Here is a 15,105-nt window from a genome sequence, read left to right on the forward strand (position 1 = left end):
CCCGCGTTCCACGCGCATCCCCTGTCTCAATCGGCCTTGAGGGCCATTTCAGTTTCGCCGTCGAACAGATGCATCCGCTCCTGGTCGAACTCGAGCCAGATCCGCTCATCAGGTTTGACGGCGACGTTGGGCGACACGCTGATGTTGACGATGGCGCCCGACAGGAATGCTTGCACGAAGGTGACGTCTCCGGTCGGCTCCACCGTATAGGCCTTGGCCGGAATGGCGCCCGGGACCGCGCTTTTGTGCAGCTTGATCGTCGAGTGCCGCGCGCCGAGCACGACCTTCTTGGTGGTCGCTCCCTGGACCTTGCGCGCGTTGAGTTGCGACAGCTCAAGCGTCCAGCCTTCCGCGCTGGTCAGCGCGGTGCTGCCGTTTGCCGTCGAAGCCTCCAGCGGAATGAGACTCATCGCCGGGCTGCCGATAAAGCTGGCGACGAACATGTTGACCGGATGGGCAAAGACCTGCGCCGGTGAATCGTATTGCTGCAGATAGCCGCCATTCATCACCGCCATCTTGTCGGCCATGGTCACGGCTTCGAGCTGGTCGTGCGTCACGTAGATGATCGTTGCCTTGAGGTCCTGGTGGAAGCGCTTGATCTCGGATCGCATCTGCACGCGCAGTTTGGCGTCGAGGTTGGAGAGCGGCTCGTCCATGAGGAACACAGCGGGGTCGCGGACGAGGGCACGGCCAAGGGCGACGCGCTGCTGCTGCCCGCCCGAAAGTTCCCGCGGTTTGCGCTCGAGCAGGTGCGTCATGTCGAGAACGCGCGCCGCTTCCCTGACCTTCTTGTCGATCTCGTCCCTGGAGAGTTTGCGCATCTGCAGCGGGAACGCCAGGTTCTTGTAGACCGATTTCTGCGGGTACAGCGCGTAGTTCTGGAACACCATTGCGATGTCCCGGTCCTTGGGGTCGAGATCATTGACCACCCGGTCTCCGATGACGATGTCGCCCGATGTGATCGAGGTCAGCCCCGCGACGAGATTGAGCGTGGTTGTCTTGCCGCAGCCTGAAGGGCCGACCAGCGCAACGAATTCGCCGTCATTGACCGTCAGCGAAACATCGTTGACAGCTTTGAAGCCGCCATAGGTCTTGACGAGATCTTTGAGGACCACGTGGGCCATCGGCAACTCCCTAATGCTTGACCGCGCCTTCTGTAAGGGCGCGTACGAAGTATCGTTGCAGGACGAGGAACAGCACCACGACGGGCACGCTCATCATGAAGCTGGCCGCCATCAGGCCCGGAAAGTCCGTCGTGTTTTCCGAGAAGAAGCGCTGGATGCCGACCGGCAGCGTCAATTGCTCGTTCTTGGAAAGGAAGGTGTAGGCGTAGATGTATTCGTTCCACGCGCCGATGAAGGAATAGATCGCGGTGGCGATGATCCCAGGCGTCGAGAGCGGCATCACGATCAGGATGAAGGCCTGGAACCGCGTTGCGCCGTCGATGCGCGCCGCCTGCTCGAGTTGCACCGGGATGTTGTCGTAGAAGCCCTTGAGCAGCCAGATCGCCAGCGGCAGCCCGAAGGTCAGATAGGTGAGAATGAGCGAGCCGTGCGTGTTCACCAGGCCGATCGCGCGCATCAGGATGAAGAGCGGCACGAGAAAGATCACTGCCGGGAACATGTTGCGCAGCAAAACGGCGAAGAACAGGAAGTTCCGTCCGGGGAAACTGAAGCGCGAAAAAGCGTAGGCCGCGGGGACAGCCACGATCACGGAAAGGATTGTCGTGACGGTCGACACGAACAGGCTGTTCCAGAAGAAGCGGAGGAAGTCCTGGCCGACGCTGTTCTGCGGATCGAGCAATTTCTGATAGCTGGCGAGGGTCGGCTCGTCCGGCCACCATTGCGGCGGGAATTGCGTCGCCGCGAACCCCGATTTGATCGAGGTGATCAGCATCCAGATCATCGGCAACGCCGTATAAAGCAGCATGAAAACGAGGAAGATGCGCCCGGCCCACCGCCATCCGTCGACGCGCATACGGCGACGGGTCTGGCCTCGGGAGACCGTCTCGGCAATCGCGCTCATACGCCGCCCTCCTTCCGCTCGTTGCCGCTCAGCGCACGGACGTAGAAGTAGCCCAGCGTCATCAGGATGATGAACAGGAGCACCGAATAGGCCGATGCCACGCCCCAGCGCTGCCGGCCGAAGGCGAGTTCGTAAATATGGGTGATCCAGATATGCGATGCGTTCGACGGCCCGCCGCCGGTCATGATCCAGGGGATGATGAAGGAATTGAAGTTGGCCACTGCCAGCAGCAGGATCGTCACCACCGAGACGTTGCGCAGATGCGGGAAGGTGACGTGCCAGAAGCGCTGCCAGGCATTGGCTCCGTCAACTTTCGCGGCGAGCAGCAACTGCTCGGGGACTGTCTGCAGGCCCGCCATCATCATGATCATGGCGAACGGAAACTCGCGCCAGATATTGACGACGATCAGCGAGGGGAGAACCGTGCTGACGTTGTCGATGAAATTCGGCGGTCGGTCGGCCAATCCGAGGCCGACCAGCACTGCGCCGATGATGCCGAAATCCGAATGGTAGATCCACTTCCAGATATAGGAGGCGGCGACCGCGCTGATGACCCAGGGAATGATCAGGATAGCGCGCAGCACACCGCGTCCGATAAAGTCGCGGTGGAGCGCCAGCGCAGTGGCAAACCCCAGGACAAAGGAGATGAAGGTGGACCCGAATGTCCAGATCAGCGTGTTCCAGGTGACTTTCCAGAACACCTCGCTGGTGAGGATGGCCGTGTAGTTGTCGAAGCCGATGAAGGTCTTGTCACGAAGCTGCAAGCCGGGCGGCGTCTTATAGAACGACAGCTCGATCGTGTAGTAGATCGGATAGGCGATGACGATGAGCATCACGGCGATCGCGGGCAGCACGTACGCGTAGTCGGCGCGATGCTCCCAGATATTCCGCAGCGCACCGGACCTGCCGGGTTGCAATTTTCGGCGCGCCTCGGCCTTGCCGGTCACGATCGTCACGATGGTATGCCCTTGTTTCTTCGGAACGAACCGGCTGCGCTGTCAGCGCAGCCGGTCAGGTCGTGGGTCAGGCGCAGGCTAGAGCCCGCCCATCAGGTCTTTCACCTTCTGGGCCGCGTCGTCCGCCGCCTGGTCGACGGTCATCGCTCCGGTCAGAGCATTCTGCAGCATGTCCGGGACGATGATGTTCATGATCTCCGGGGCCTGCGGCAGCGCCGGGAACGGGATGCCGTATGGCAGCATCGAGGTCGTGACATCGAGGAATTTGATGTTGTCCAGACGTTCCTTCATCCATTTGGTCTTGAAGCCGTTCAGGTTGCCGGGATTCGATCCGGCATAGGCCATCTTCAGCGACCATTCAGGGCTCGTCCACATGCAGATGATAGCCTTCGCCGCCGGCTCGTCTACCTTGCCGCCTTCGACATATTCGGGCTTCAGGATGTGGATGTTCGAGCCGCCGAACACGACCGCGCGCTTGCCGTCGGGCCCGGCCGGGATCAGGCCGTAGCGCATGTTGTCGATGACGGTCTGCGCCTTGTCCTTGTCGGTGCCCGTCGCCTTCTTCTGCAGGTCGAGCATGACATTGTAGTCGGACGGGTGCGAGATCATCATGCCGAGTTGGCCGGCGACGAACAGGGGCTGGTTATCGGCCTGCTGGTTGGTGAGTGCCGAAACCGGAACCGACTTGTCGCGAACATACATGTCGTAGGAAGCCTGCAGCGCCGCCTTGCTCTGCGGGCTGTCGAGTTCGACCTGCTCATAGGTCGGGCTTGCCGCCGCTTCGTCGAAGACGCCGCCACCATAGGCCCATAGCTGCGGCATGAAGCGATACGGCGTATTGCCGGCATTCTTGCGAGCCACGAGGCCATACCCGGCAATGCCGAGCTTGTCGTGGATCTGCTTGGAATACTTGATGACGTCGTCCCAGGTTGCCGGTGGCTTGTCCGGATCGAGGCCGGCGCGTTTGAAGATGTCGGCGTTCCAGATGAACGCCATCGTTTCGTTGTTGGTTGGAATGCCGTAGGTCACCCCGTCCCAGGTCACGGCCTTCATGGCGCCGGGCCAGAAGTCCTCGGTCGAATAGCCCACATCCTCGGGCTTCAGCGGCTGCAGATAGCCTTTTGAAGCGAATTCGGTACCACCCAGGATTTGCAAGCGGACCGCCATCGGCGCGGCATTGCCGAGGAGCGCGGTGCGGAACTTGTCGAGAAGATCGTTATAGGTGAGGGCTTGTTCCTCGAGCTGGATGTTTGGATAGGTCTTGCGGAAGGTTTCGAAGAATTCCTTGTAGTACTGGCGCAGGAGGTCGGGGTCGCCCTCGAACACGCCCTGATACCAGAAGGTCAGTCGCCCCTTGTAGTCCAGCGGGGTGACCTTGGCACAATCGGCCGCCGTGTCGAAATCCTGTGTTCCCGCAATGGCGCGGACATATTCCGGCGACCACTTGCTGAGGTCGACCGGCGGCGCGCCCAGCGCCGATGTGGACATCAGCGATGCCGCCAAAACGCTGACGACAGTGCCGCGCAGGACCGCACTGCCGAGTATAATCCTCGTCATAGGTATCCTCCCTGGTTCTCCCATGCCGCTTTGCGGCGAGGCAAAGCGGTCTTGCTCGTTTGATCGCAGGACGTCTTTGTATCTGTGTACCCGTTCGGGAGCCTTGTACGTTTTCAGATCATGAATTGCCTGTCAACGCGTTAGATCGTACATTGTTTATCGAAACTTTGCGTGTTAATCGGAAAGGGTGTGTATTAATCCAGGGGAGCCGGCCTTGGCCGAACCAAACGATTTCAAAGCCAAGCCACCGGTGGGGATTGACCCCATAGGGGCGTCCAGCGAAGGCGCCTCGCTTTATGAGCTGATCAGGGAAGACATCATCGAGGGACGGCTTGCCGCCAACGAACGGCTCGTGGTCACTGATCTCGCCCGGCGCCACGGCACCTCGACCAACCCCGTGCGCGAAGCCTTGCAGCTGTTGCGCGGCGAAGGCTTTGTCACCTTTCTCCCCAACCGCGGGGCGCGCGTCCGGCCTATCGATCAGGAGTTTGTCCGCGACATTTATGAGATCGGCGTTCTGATCGAGCCGGCTCTGACGCGATGGTTTGTGAATATGGCCACCGGCGAGGACATCGCCGAACTCCAACGTCTCCAGGACCTGATTGAAGAGAACAACTTCGCCGATACGTTCAGGCACAGCGAGCTGGATACCGCCTTCCACACCGTGATGTACCAGCGGCATTACAACCGCCATGCCGCCGAGCTTTGGTGGAAGCATCGTGAAGTGCTGCGAGCCGTGAGCCGGCGTTTCAATTTCACGCTTGCCCGGCGTGCCGCGATCATTCGCGAGCACCGCGAGCTCATCGCGTTCGTAAAAGCCGGAGACGCCGACAAGGCGGCCGAACTCGTTGCTCGCCATGTCGAGGGCTCCGGCCGGCACATCCTCGAACATATGCGTGCGCGCAACGCCGCTCGGGCCGGATAGAATGCCCGTTCCAGAACATCGCTAGCCCGACGATCAGACAGAGGTAGCTGACATGAAAATTACGAGCATTCGGCCGTGGCTGATCAAGTCCGATGCGTCCTATTGGGGAGAGTACCTGTTCGTCGAAGTGACGACCGACGAGGGGGTGAGCGGCTGGGGAGAGATCACGACCACCACCAGGCTCGCCAACCGCGCTCTCTGCACGATCCTGCGGCAGATCGGCGCCGCCGTGACCGGCGAGGACCCGGCCCGAATCGAGCATCTCTGGCACAAGATTTTCCGCAGCTTCACCTATATGGGCAGTCGCGGCGCCGCGGTCGAATGCGTGAGCGCCATCGACATAGCTCTCTGGGACATCCGGGGCAAAGTTTTGGGCAAGCCCATCTACGAACTGCTGGGCGGACCGGTGCGCGATGAAATCGCGCTCTACACCCATCCTAACCAGTCCAAATTTACCAGCAAGGAGGCGGTGGTCCGCGAAATTCGGGACATCGTCGAGTCCGGACACACCGCGCTCAAGTTTGATCCTTTCCCGCATCAGGGACGTAGCGCCGATGGCGTGTCGCGCGAACAGCGGGACGGCTACCTCGATGGCAGCATGACTCGCAAGGACGAGCGCGAAGCGGCCGAACTCACGGCTCTGATCCGCGAAACGGCGGGCCCTGATGTCGATATCCTCATCGATGCGCACGGCCGTTTCGACGTTCCGACCGCCATTCGCCTCTGCCGAAGCCTCGAGGAAGCCGGCCAGATCGACTGGTTCGAGGAGCCTTGCCCGCCCGAGAGCCTCAATGCCCTCAAGCAGGTGCGTGAGAAGGTCAGCGCCGCCATCTCGTGGGGCGAACGCGGCCACACCAAGTGGGACTTCGTGCCGGTGCTCGAAAACAAGCTCGCTGACTACATCATGCCTGACGTCACCTGGACCGGCGGCATTACCGAACTCAAGAAGATCTCTGCCCTGTGCGAAGCCTACTACGTCCCGGTCTCGCCGCATGACGCCGCGGGGCCGATCAACGTGGTGGCGGGGGCGCAGGTGATGATGACAGTTCCTAACTTCTACAAGCTCGAGACGTCGGAGTGGAACCTGGGTAAATACGATCATCTCATCGACACACCGCTCGACGTTTCGAACGGCAGCCTGAAACTGACGTCGAAGCCCGGTCTCGGCATCGAGATGGACCGCGAGTACCTGCAAGCCCACGAGATTGAGCTGGGCTGACGCATGTCGCCTCATGTCGGGGCTGCATGCCGCCGAAAAGCCCGCCTACCAAAAACGAGGATAAGTGATGCCCAAGACCGGTGGAGCCGACGAAGCCCTTGATCGGGTGAACATGAACTCCAAGCCGTCCGATCTTCGCATCACCGACATGCGGGTGGCTGAAATCGTCGGCGCACCGTTCACGACGGCGCTGCTCAAGATCTACACCAACCAGGGCATCGTCGGGCTTGGCGAGGTGCGCGACGGGGCCAGCGCCACCTACGCGCTGATGCTGAAGAGCCGGTTGCTTGGCGAGAATCCCTGCAACATCGATCGCCTGTTTCGCCGGATCAAGCAGTTCGGCGGGCACGGCCGGCAAGGCGGCGGCGTCTCGGCGGTCGAAATCGCGCTGTGGGATCTCGCCGGTAAGGCCTATGGCGTTCCGATCTACCAGATGCTCGGCGGCCGGTTTCGGGAGAAGGTGCGCCTCTATTGCGATACCGATGCAACCGTGCCGAGCGGCACAGAGACCGGCAAACGTCTCAAGCAGCGCATGGAGCTCGGCTTCACCTTCCTCAAGATGGATCTGGGGCTGATGCAGATCGCGGATGTGCCCGGCGCGGTCGTGTCTCCTGCCGGCTCACTCGAAGGCTATCGCGTTCATCCCGCCCGCGGCCCGCTCAAGACCGTTGATGAGCGGCGCGCCCGCAACGCGGCCTACGACCTGCATAATGTCGCCCACCCGTTTACCGGCCTTCATTTTTCCGACAAGGGCCTCGACCTGCTCGAGCAGTACATTGCCGAGGTTCGCGAGGTCATCGGCATGGAGATCCCGCTCGCTATCGACCACGTCGGCCACATCTCACTCCAGAACGGCATTCGGCTCGCCAGGCGAATTGAAAAATACGTGCCGGCCTGGCTCGAGGATGTAATCCCCTGGCAGTACACCGAGCAGTACCGGCAGTTGCAGGACGCCACCACGGTGCCCATCTGCACCGGCGAGGACATTTACCTCAAGGAGGGGTTCGAACCGCTGCTCAAGAGCGGTGGCCTCTCCATTATCCACCCGGACCTGCTCACCAGCGGGGGCATCCTGGAGACCAAGAAGATCGGCGACATGGCGCAGGATCACGGCGTCGCCATGGCCATCCACATGGCCGAAAGTCCAATCGCTGCGATGGCCGCGGCCCATGTCGCGACCGCGACCGAGAACTTCATGGCGCTCGAATATCACTCCGCCGATGTCGACTGGTGGGACGATATCGTCACCGGCCTTCCCAAGCCGCTCGTGCAGGACGGGTTCATCACTGTTCCGGACAAGCCGGGTCTGGGGATCGACGACGTCGTAGACGAGGTGATCTCGCAGCATCTGCAGCCGGGTGTCGTCGGCATCTGGCAATCCACCGAGCATTGGGACAATGAATATAGCTGGGACCGGACCTGGAGTTAGCCCAGACCCCCAGCCCTCATTCTCAAGCCCACAGGGCTAACGACCGACCATTTGTGTCGACCTCTCCGTGGGGAGAGGCGAAGAAAGAAACGGACGAAACCATGATCTACGAACTGCGTATCTATGACTGCCTGCCGGGCAGGCTGCCGGCCTTGCTCAAGCGCTTTTCCGACCAGACGCTGGCCATCTGGGAGAGGCATGGCATCCGCCAAGCCGGGTTTTTCACCACGGCGATCGGCGAAAACAGCAATCGCCTTACCTATTTCCTCGCCTGGGAATCGCTGGCCGAGCGTGAGGCGAAATGGGCGGCTTTCGTCACCGATCCGGCATGGCACAGGGCCCGGGACGAGTCTGAGCGTGACGGGCAGATCGTTGCCAATATCGCCAGCCAGCTGCTCACACCGACAGCTTTCTCGTCTGTGAAATAGGACTGTGCCATGAAGATCACCGACCTGCGCTGCGCCGTCATCGGGCGGCATCCCATCGTTCGCGTCGTCACTGACGAGGGCCTCCATGGCCTTGGCGAGGTCGAGTTCACAAAGACCTATCTCAAGCCCTTTGTGCTGCATTTCCGCGAGGCGCTGATCGGCGAGGATCCGACCGACGTCGAGCGGGTGATGCTGAAGATCCGCCAGCGAGGTTCGTTCAAGCCCTATGGCGCCGCCGTCTCCGCGATCGAGCATGCGCTGTGGGACATTGCCGGCAAGGCCGCTGGCGTGCCGGCCTACAAACTGCTCGGCGGCAAGGTGCGCGACAAGGTGCGCGTCTATAACGGCTCGATCCGCCGGAAACGCGCGGGCGACCGGCCGGAGGATTATGCGGCCGACGTCAAATGGATGATGGAGCAGCCGCAGAACTTCTTCATGGTCAAGCAAGGAATCTCGTTCCACTCGAACATGAAGGACAGCATCGAGGACTTCCATTATGGCGTGACGCAGAAGAAGGCCGGCTATCACGGTGCCATGGATCAGGGCGTGATCAGCGAGCGCGGTTTCAACCACATGCTCGACTGCGTGATCGCCATGAAGGAAGTGCTGGGCGACAAGGTCAGCCTGGCGCTCGACTGCGGCCCGGGCTGGATGCTGCCCGACGCGATCAAGTTCGCTCGCGCGGTGGAGAAGTACAATTTGATGTGGCTCGAGGACATGCTGACCGGCGACTATGTGCCGTGGGTCAATCCGCAGGCCTATCGGGAGCTGACAACCTCCACCTCGACGCCGATCCATACCGGTGAGCAGATCTACTTGCGGCACAATTTCAAGGAGCTGATCGAGACGCAGGCCGTGCGCGTCATCGGCCCAGATCCTGCCGATATCGGCGGCATTGCCGAGCTCAAATGGGTCGCCGAGCATGCCTACATGCACTCGATCCTGATGGCGCCGCACGGCACCGCGAACGGCCTGCTGGGCCTCGGCGCCCTGATCAACGTTTGCGCCACCTTGCCCGCCAACTACATCGCCTTCGAATATCCCAGCGCCTCCGACCCCTGGTGGGAGGATCTCGTGATCGGCCTGCCGTCGCAGATCGTGAAGGACAGCATGGTGGACCTGCTGGAAGCGCCGGGCCTGGGCCTCGATATCGACGCCGAAGCAGCCAGGAAGTATCTCAGGGAAGAGGATACGGGCTTCTTTGATTGAAGCCCTCTTCTTTCGCTACCGGAACCACGCCGACGGCGCCGCCTACATTCTCATCGGTATCCGTCGTCAGATGCCTGTTGATGTGATCCACAGCTTGGGTCAAAATTGGTTGGTCTGAACTGGACCGTCAGAGGCGGTGGTGTTGAAGCGGACTGGCAAAAACATCGTTGTCTGCTGCGATGGAACGGGAAACCAGATCGAGCGCAATCTCTCGAACGTCTTGAAGTTGTTCCGCATCCTGAAGAAGAATGAGGAGCAGCGCGTCTATTACGACGCCGGCATAGGAACCATCGGTGCCAGCGATGCCTGGACGCGATGGCGCCAGAACGCGAAATCCGTGTTCGAGCTCGCAACTGGATATGGTCTCGACGCCGAAATCGCCGGCGCCTACGCCTTCATCTGCAGGCACTACGTCGAAGGGGACGCAATCTTCCTCTTTGGCTTCAGCCGGGGAGCCTATACAGCCCGCGCCGTTGCGGGCTTGATCCACATGATCGGCCTGCTGCATCCGGACCAACTCAACATCGTTGAGTATGCCGTAAGCTCCTACAAGCAAGCCAGCGATGAGCACGACCTTAGCGTTGCCTGGCACTTTTCCAAGGTTTCAGGAGCCCGGGACGCGCGCATCAGATTTCTTGGTGTCTGGGACACCGTGGCGTCGATCATCGTGCCGCGAAGCGACCGGCTTCTGCCACAGCTCCTGACACTGCCGCATACGAGGACCAACCCGAGCGTCGAAGTCTTTCGACATGCAATTGCGATCGATGAGCATCGCCGCATGTTCCGGTTGAACCGGTGGATCGAGCCGCAGCCATTCGTCGAAAACCCTTTCGACAAGATTGCGCCGGCAAAAGAGCAGGACATCAGGCAAGTCTGGTTCGCCGGATCTCATTCGGATGTCGGCGGTGGCTATCCTGAAGAGGAAAGCGCCATATCCAAATTTCCGCTCGACTGGATGGTTGATCAGGCCAAAGCATTTGGATTGCAGACCAATTCCCGCATGCTGGAGCGGCTTGTCTTCGGGGAAGGGAAGGGCGAGGGGACGATGACGTTCGTCAGCCCCCATCCGTTGGGGATCGTGCATGATTCAATGACCGTGGGCTGGAAGCCGCTCGAGTGGATTCCAAAGTCCGTCAAATGGCGTGAATGGAAGCGAAAATCGGTCCTCGGCTTCTACCTACCGCAAGCCGAGCCGCGCATGATCGAGCGACAGGGACGGCGGCCGCTGGTCCATCAGTCGGTTCTGGATCGGAAGGCGGCGATCCCGGCCTATAAGCCCGAGAATTTTCCAACCGCATTCGATGTTGAACCCTATGGTGACCTCATGAAGGATCACCTGGCCAACGAAGCCGCTACTTAGCGCAGACACCGAGCGGGCCAGCAGGTCTGTGACGGCAGAGAATTTCGGGTGGGTCGGTCCTACTTCGGCAGTCAACGCGTGGAACGCGCGCGTTTCGCCGGATCATGGAACTCTGCTGCTTTCAACGCCGGTTCAACGAGACGGCAATGATGATGATAGCGCCCTTGATCACCTCCTGGATGCTGGTCGAAAGACCGAGCACGAGAAGACCGAATCCGAGTATCCCTATGAAGATTGCGCCGACGACAGAACCGACGATCGATCCATAGCCGCCGAAGAGACTTGTCCCGCCTATGATCACGGCCGCGATGACATCGAGTTCGAGACCCGCCCCCAGGCTAGGATTGCCGGCGGTGGAGCGGGCCGCGAGCATCATGCCTGCAAGGGATGCCATCATGCCGGACAGCACAAAGGCGAAGATTTTGACGCTGTCCGTCCGCACCCCGGAAAAGCGGGCGGCTACAGGGTTTCCACCAGTCGCATAAACACGCCTGCCGAAGGGCATCTGGTGCAGAAGATAATAGCCGACGGAAGTTAGGACGATCGTCCACCAGATTGGCGCCTGCACGCCCAGAAAACTGCCGTTCCAGAACAGGTTCGAGAAATCATCGTCGACGATCGACACTGGCCGGGTGCCGGTGATCGTCAGCGCCAGCCCGGAAAAGATCGACAGCATGCCAAGGGTCACAAGAAACGATGGAATGCGTATTTTTGTAACAAGGATGCCCGAGGTAGCCCCGATCGCTGCGCCGGCTGCCAGCACCAGAAGAGCTGCGACGTAGGTGGGAACATCCTGGCCGAGCAGCAGCGCTCCGATCATCCCTGAAAAACTTGCAACCGATCCTACCGACAGGTCGATTTCGCCGCAGATGATGACGAATGTCATGCCGATCGCCATTGCCGAAACGATGGCTGTGATGCGCAGAACCGCGCTTGCGGTCGAGACAGACGCGAAGTGGGGAGCAAACAGGACGAAGTAGAGGGTTATCGCCAGGAAGATCACATAGGTGATGTGATCGCGGAAAAAATTTATCGCATTTGCGTGCGAGGGCATAGGGGACGGTTTCATGCTGCAACTCCCTGGGCGCGCGCACTGGCTTGTCTGGCCGCCTCGGCCTGCAGCAACGCGCGAAGTTTTGTCTCGTCGTCCGCGCGATCGATGCTGCGCGTGATCCGCCCTTGCGCCATGACCAGAATGCGATCGGACAAATCCAGGAGTTCTTCGAGTTCCGAAGAAATAAGCAGCACGGCGACGCCTTCGCCGGCCGTGCGGCGCACAAGGTCGCGCATATCGCGCTTGGCATTGATGTCGACGCCGGAGGTTGGTTCGTCGAGGATCAACAGCTTCGGCTTCATGGCCAGCCATTTGGCGAAGACGATCTTCTGCTGATTGCCGCCCGAAAGCTCCTGGGCTTTCTGTAAGGGACCGCGGCACAGGATACTGAGATCGTCCCGGTATTGTCTGAACAGAGCCGTTATCCGGGCCTTCGCCATCGGCCCGAACGGACCCGCCAGCGAGAACTCGGAAAGGCGGGGGAGCGCGAGGTTCTCCTCGATCGAGCGCCCACCCACAAGACCTTCGAGCCGACGGTCTTCGGGAACAAGCGCGATACCGGCAGCGATGGCCCTGCTCACACTGCCCGGCTGGACGGGGTCGCTCCCGACGGCGATGTGGCCGGTTACATCCGGAAGGATGCCGAACAAAGCCTTGCCCAGGGTCGAGCGGCCACTGCCGACAAGCCCGGCAAGGCCGACGATCTCGCCCGGGTCGATCGAGAACGACACGCCGGACAGTTTGCGCGAGGTGGCAAGGTCACGGACCTCAAGAGCCGGCATCCCGGCGGGCGTCGCCGGTTGACGATTTGCTGGCGCGGCTGCGGCTGGGGAAGCTGTTTCGACCTTGGGCCGGGACATCAACGACGCGATATCCTCGATGGACGTCTTCTCCGGATCGAGCGGGCCGACCAGTCGCCCATCCTTGATAATCGAGATGCGATCCGAAAGCTGCAGCACATCGGCCATGCGATGGCTGATGTAGACGATACCGATTCCGTTCTGCTTGAGCTGACCGATTGTCCGAAAAAGCGTTTCCTCCTCATGGATGGTCAGGGACGAAGTCGGCTCGTCCATTACGAGCAGCTTGGCGCCCCGCGAGATCGCTTTGAGAATCTCGACCATCTGGCGCTGAGCGAACGCCAGGTCGCCCACACGTGCCGAGGCATCGAGCGAGAAGGCAAATCGCTCGATCAGAGCCCGGGCCTCGCGCAGCATTTTTCTGGCATCGACACGTCGGCCGAAGGCGAGCGGCTCGCGAAGGATAAACAGGTTTTCGGCAACCGAACGGTTCGGCAAGACGCTCAGCTCCTGGAAGATCATTGCGATTCCGCGATCGATCCTCTCTCGAAGCGACAGGGCGGTGACGTCCTCGCCGTCGAACAGAATCCGGCCTTCGTCCGTCCGATACGCGCCCATGAGGATCTTCATGAGCGTCGACTTGCCCGCACCGTTTTCGCCGAGCAGTGCATGCGTTTCGCCGGCCTTGACCTCGAACGAAATGTCCGACAGCACGCGGTTCGCGCCAAACGACTTGCCGATGCGTTGCATCGTTACGATAGGGCGCTGGGACGTTGAAGTTTTCGCTTCGGCCATGACGATTTCTCGATCGCTCGGGGAGCGCCGGCGGACTGCTGCGGCCCGCCGGCGAAAGAAGGAGCCAGAGCAATTCCAGGAAAAGTGTGTACGGTTTTCCGTCTGGAATTGCGCAAAAACAAAGAGATAGAGCGGTTCGCCGTTTCCGTGAAACGGTGAACTGCTCTAGAAGCACTCGCCGTTGCAGATTTTCACCACCGAAGCCGGCGCATCTTCCTTGGTGACCTGCTTGAGGGCACTGAGAAGGTCGAGCTTCTTGACGCGCAATGTCGGTACCGAAATATACGGCGGGACGTCATGTCCAAGCAGAGCAAGCGCGGCCGCCTTGGCCTCCGCGACACCCTGGTCATAGGGGCGTTGCGCACCCACGGCCAGAAACTCGCCACGTGCAACGTTCAGCGCGCTGTCTGCGGCAATGTCATTCGTGGTGATGACGATGTCGCGGCCGAGTGTCTTGGCCGCGGCCACGACCTGCTGCGCGGGCGTGTCCCAGGCAACGAAGATGCCCTTCATGTCGGGATGTGCCGTCAACATGGCGGTGGCGACCTCGTAGGCCTTCTCAGGCGCGGTGAAGGTACCGACGTCCGCGACCTTGATGTCGGGGTGTTCGCCGAATGCCTTGAGTGCGCCGACCTTGCGGGCCGCGACAGAGTAGTAGTAGTCATAGACCAGCGTGATGATGCCGACCTCGCCCTTGCCGCCAATGGCCCCGACAAGTTCCTGCGCGGCGAAATAGGCGTTCTTCTCATTGTCGGAAGCGACAACGGACACATAGTCCTTGCCCGGCGCCATATCGACCGGAACGTTGTCCATGAAAACCAGCTTGATGCCGGCTGCCGCCGCCTTCTTGTAGGCTTCGGATTCGGACTTCGGATCGATCGGGATCGAGAAGATCACATCCGGCTTGCGTGCGATCATCTGCTCGAGATCACTGATCTGCTGGCCGGGCTGGAACTTGGCGTCGGTGGTTCCGACAACCTCGATGCCAAAATCCTTGAGCGTGTTCGAGATCCCGGCCACCTGCAATTGAGGCCAGCCGGCATCCATGGTGTGCATCACCAGCCCGGCGGTGAACTTTCCGGTCTTCAGCTTTGCAAGGTCGGCATCGGAGAATTTCAGCACGTCTGGCGACACCGCCGGTGGACCGTCCGGGAAGCCCGGAACGGGTTGGCCTCTCGGCGATAGAGGCAACGGCTCAAGCAACGCCTTTGCTTCCGGTGGAATGGTGTCGTCGGCGATCGCCGAAGATGCGGCCAACCCCGACAATGCCACGGCCAAAGCCGCCGCCATGAATCCACGATAGTGCATTTTATTCCTCCCGATGAGATGAAACGGCCATTTTGGCCGG

Annotated in this window: 13 protein-coding genes; 6 read left to right on the forward strand and 7 right to left on the reverse strand. The window is 60.7% G+C overall.

Annotated elements, in window-relative coordinates; genetic code table 11:
- Positions 1–26: 26 nt before the first annotated feature.
- The 4 genes from FJ490_RS30910 to FJ490_RS30925 all read right to left on the reverse strand — a co-directional run bounded on the left by FJ490_RS30910 (position 27) and on the right by FJ490_RS30925 (position 4,538).
- Positions 27–1,124: an ABC transporter ATP-binding protein gene (locus tag FJ490_RS30910; RefSeq protein ID WP_140496545.1), complete on the reverse strand. Its 1,098-nt coding sequence runs from the start codon at positions 1,122–1,124 to the stop codon at positions 27–29.
- A gap of 10 nt (positions 1,125–1,134) precedes the next feature.
- Positions 1,135–2,025 (reverse strand): carbohydrate ABC transporter permease, encoded by an 891-nt coding sequence (locus FJ490_RS30915; RefSeq protein WP_140496543.1) that lies wholly within the window; start codon positions 2,023–2,025, stop codon positions 1,135–1,137.
- Positions 2,022–2,981, reverse strand: a complete 960-nt coding sequence (locus FJ490_RS30920; RefSeq protein ID WP_140557668.1) for a sugar ABC transporter permease — start codon at positions 2,979–2,981, stop codon at positions 2,022–2,024. The genes FJ490_RS30915 and FJ490_RS30920 overlap by 4 nt, the downstream gene beginning before the upstream one ends.
- Before the next feature lie 78 nt (positions 2,982–3,059).
- Positions 3,060–4,538: a sugar ABC transporter substrate-binding protein gene (locus FJ490_RS30925; protein ID WP_140729592.1), complete on the reverse strand. Its 1,479-nt coding sequence runs from the start codon at positions 4,536–4,538 to the stop codon at positions 3,060–3,062.
- 214 nt (positions 4,539–4,752) lie between these two features.
- Here FJ490_RS30925 and FJ490_RS30930 point away from each other — a divergent pair, with 214 nt between their 5' ends.
- From FJ490_RS30930 to FJ490_RS30955, 6 genes are all read left to right on the forward strand, one after another.
- Entirely contained in the window at positions 4,753–5,463 is a 711-nt protein-coding gene (locus FJ490_RS30930) for a GntR family transcriptional regulator (RefSeq protein ID WP_140496537.1), read from the forward strand.
- A gap of 52 nt (positions 5,464–5,515) precedes the next feature.
- Positions 5,516–6,682: a mandelate racemase/muconate lactonizing enzyme family protein gene (locus FJ490_RS30935; RefSeq protein ID WP_140729593.1), complete on the forward strand. Its 1,167-nt coding sequence runs from the start codon at positions 5,516–5,518 to the stop codon at positions 6,680–6,682.
- A 67-nt stretch (positions 6,683–6,749) separates the two neighbouring features.
- The gene (locus tag FJ490_RS30940) at positions 6,750–8,111 is read left to right on the forward strand and encodes a mandelate racemase/muconate lactonizing enzyme family protein (protein ID WP_140557675.1); all 1,362 of its coding nucleotides are present in this window, start codon (positions 6,750–6,752) and stop codon (positions 8,109–8,111) included.
- A 101-nt stretch (positions 8,112–8,212) separates the two neighbouring features.
- On the forward strand, positions 8,213–8,539 hold the full coding sequence (locus tag FJ490_RS30945) for an NIPSNAP family protein (protein WP_140496531.1): 327 nt from the start codon (positions 8,213–8,215) through the stop codon (positions 8,537–8,539).
- 9 nt (positions 8,540–8,548) lie between these two features.
- Positions 8,549–9,748: a mandelate racemase/muconate lactonizing enzyme family protein gene (locus tag FJ490_RS30950; RefSeq protein ID WP_140496529.1), complete on the forward strand. Its 1,200-nt coding sequence runs from the start codon at positions 8,549–8,551 to the stop codon at positions 9,746–9,748.
- Between the two features lie 139 nt (positions 9,749–9,887).
- Positions 9,888–11,108: a DUF2235 domain-containing protein gene (locus FJ490_RS30955; protein WP_348641025.1), complete on the forward strand. Its 1,221-nt coding sequence runs from the start codon at positions 9,888–9,890 to the stop codon at positions 11,106–11,108.
- 121 nt (positions 11,109–11,229) lie between these two features.
- On the opposite strand, the gene FJ490_RS30960 is transcribed toward FJ490_RS30955, so the two are convergent.
- From FJ490_RS30960 to FJ490_RS30970, 3 genes are all read right to left on the reverse strand, one after another.
- Positions 11,230–12,111 (reverse strand): ABC transporter permease, encoded by an 882-nt coding sequence (locus tag FJ490_RS30960; RefSeq protein WP_181165435.1) that lies wholly within the window; start codon positions 12,109–12,111, stop codon positions 11,230–11,232.
- Positions 12,112–12,173: 62 nt separating this feature from the next.
- The gene (locus FJ490_RS30965; RefSeq protein WP_140624780.1) at positions 12,174–13,757 is read right to left on the reverse strand and encodes a sugar ABC transporter ATP-binding protein; all 1,584 of its coding nucleotides are present in this window, start codon (positions 13,755–13,757) and stop codon (positions 12,174–12,176) included.
- 165 nt (positions 13,758–13,922) lie between these two features.
- On the reverse strand, positions 13,923–15,065 hold the full coding sequence (locus tag FJ490_RS30970) for a substrate-binding domain-containing protein (RefSeq protein ID WP_140729596.1): 1,143 nt from the start codon (positions 15,063–15,065) through the stop codon (positions 13,923–13,925).
- Positions 15,066–15,105 lie beyond the last annotated feature (40 nt).

This window comes from Mesorhizobium sp. B2-5-11 (assembly GCF_006440835.1).
In the GTDB taxonomy this organism is placed as follows: domain Bacteria; phylum Pseudomonadota; class Alphaproteobacteria; order Rhizobiales; family Rhizobiaceae; genus Mesorhizobium.

Excerpts from the sequence above, each read along its gene's own strand:
- FJ490_RS30910 (WP_140496545.1), bottom strand. The coding sequence starts at position 1,124 with ATGGCCCACGTGGTCCTCAAAGATCTCGTCAAGACCTATGGCGGCTTC.
- FJ490_RS30925 (WP_140729592.1), bottom strand. The coding sequence starts at position 4,538 with ATGACGAGGATTATACTCGGCAGTGCGGTCCTGCGCGGCACTGTCGTC.
- FJ490_RS30965 (WP_140624780.1), bottom strand. The coding sequence starts at position 13,757 with ATGGCCGAAGCGAAAACTTCAACGTCCCAGCGCCCTATCGTAACGATG.
- FJ490_RS30935 (WP_140729593.1), top strand. The coding sequence starts at position 5,516 with ATGAAAATTACGAGCATTCGGCCGTGGCTGATCAAGTCCGATGCGTCC.
- FJ490_RS30945 (WP_140496531.1), top strand. The coding sequence starts at position 8,213 with ATGATCTACGAACTGCGTATCTATGACTGCCTGCCGGGCAGGCTGCCG.
- FJ490_RS30970 (WP_140729596.1), bottom strand. The coding sequence starts at position 15,065 with ATGCACTATCGTGGATTCATGGCGGCGGCTTTGGCCGTGGCATTGTCG.
- FJ490_RS30950 (WP_140496529.1), top strand. The coding sequence starts at position 8,549 with ATGAAGATCACCGACCTGCGCTGCGCCGTCATCGGGCGGCATCCCATC.
- FJ490_RS30915 (WP_140496543.1), bottom strand. The coding sequence starts at position 2,025 with ATGAGCGCGATTGCCGAGACGGTCTCCCGAGGCCAGACCCGTCGCCGT.
- FJ490_RS30940 (WP_140557675.1), top strand. The coding sequence starts at position 6,750 with ATGCCCAAGACCGGTGGAGCCGACGAAGCCCTTGATCGGGTGAACATG.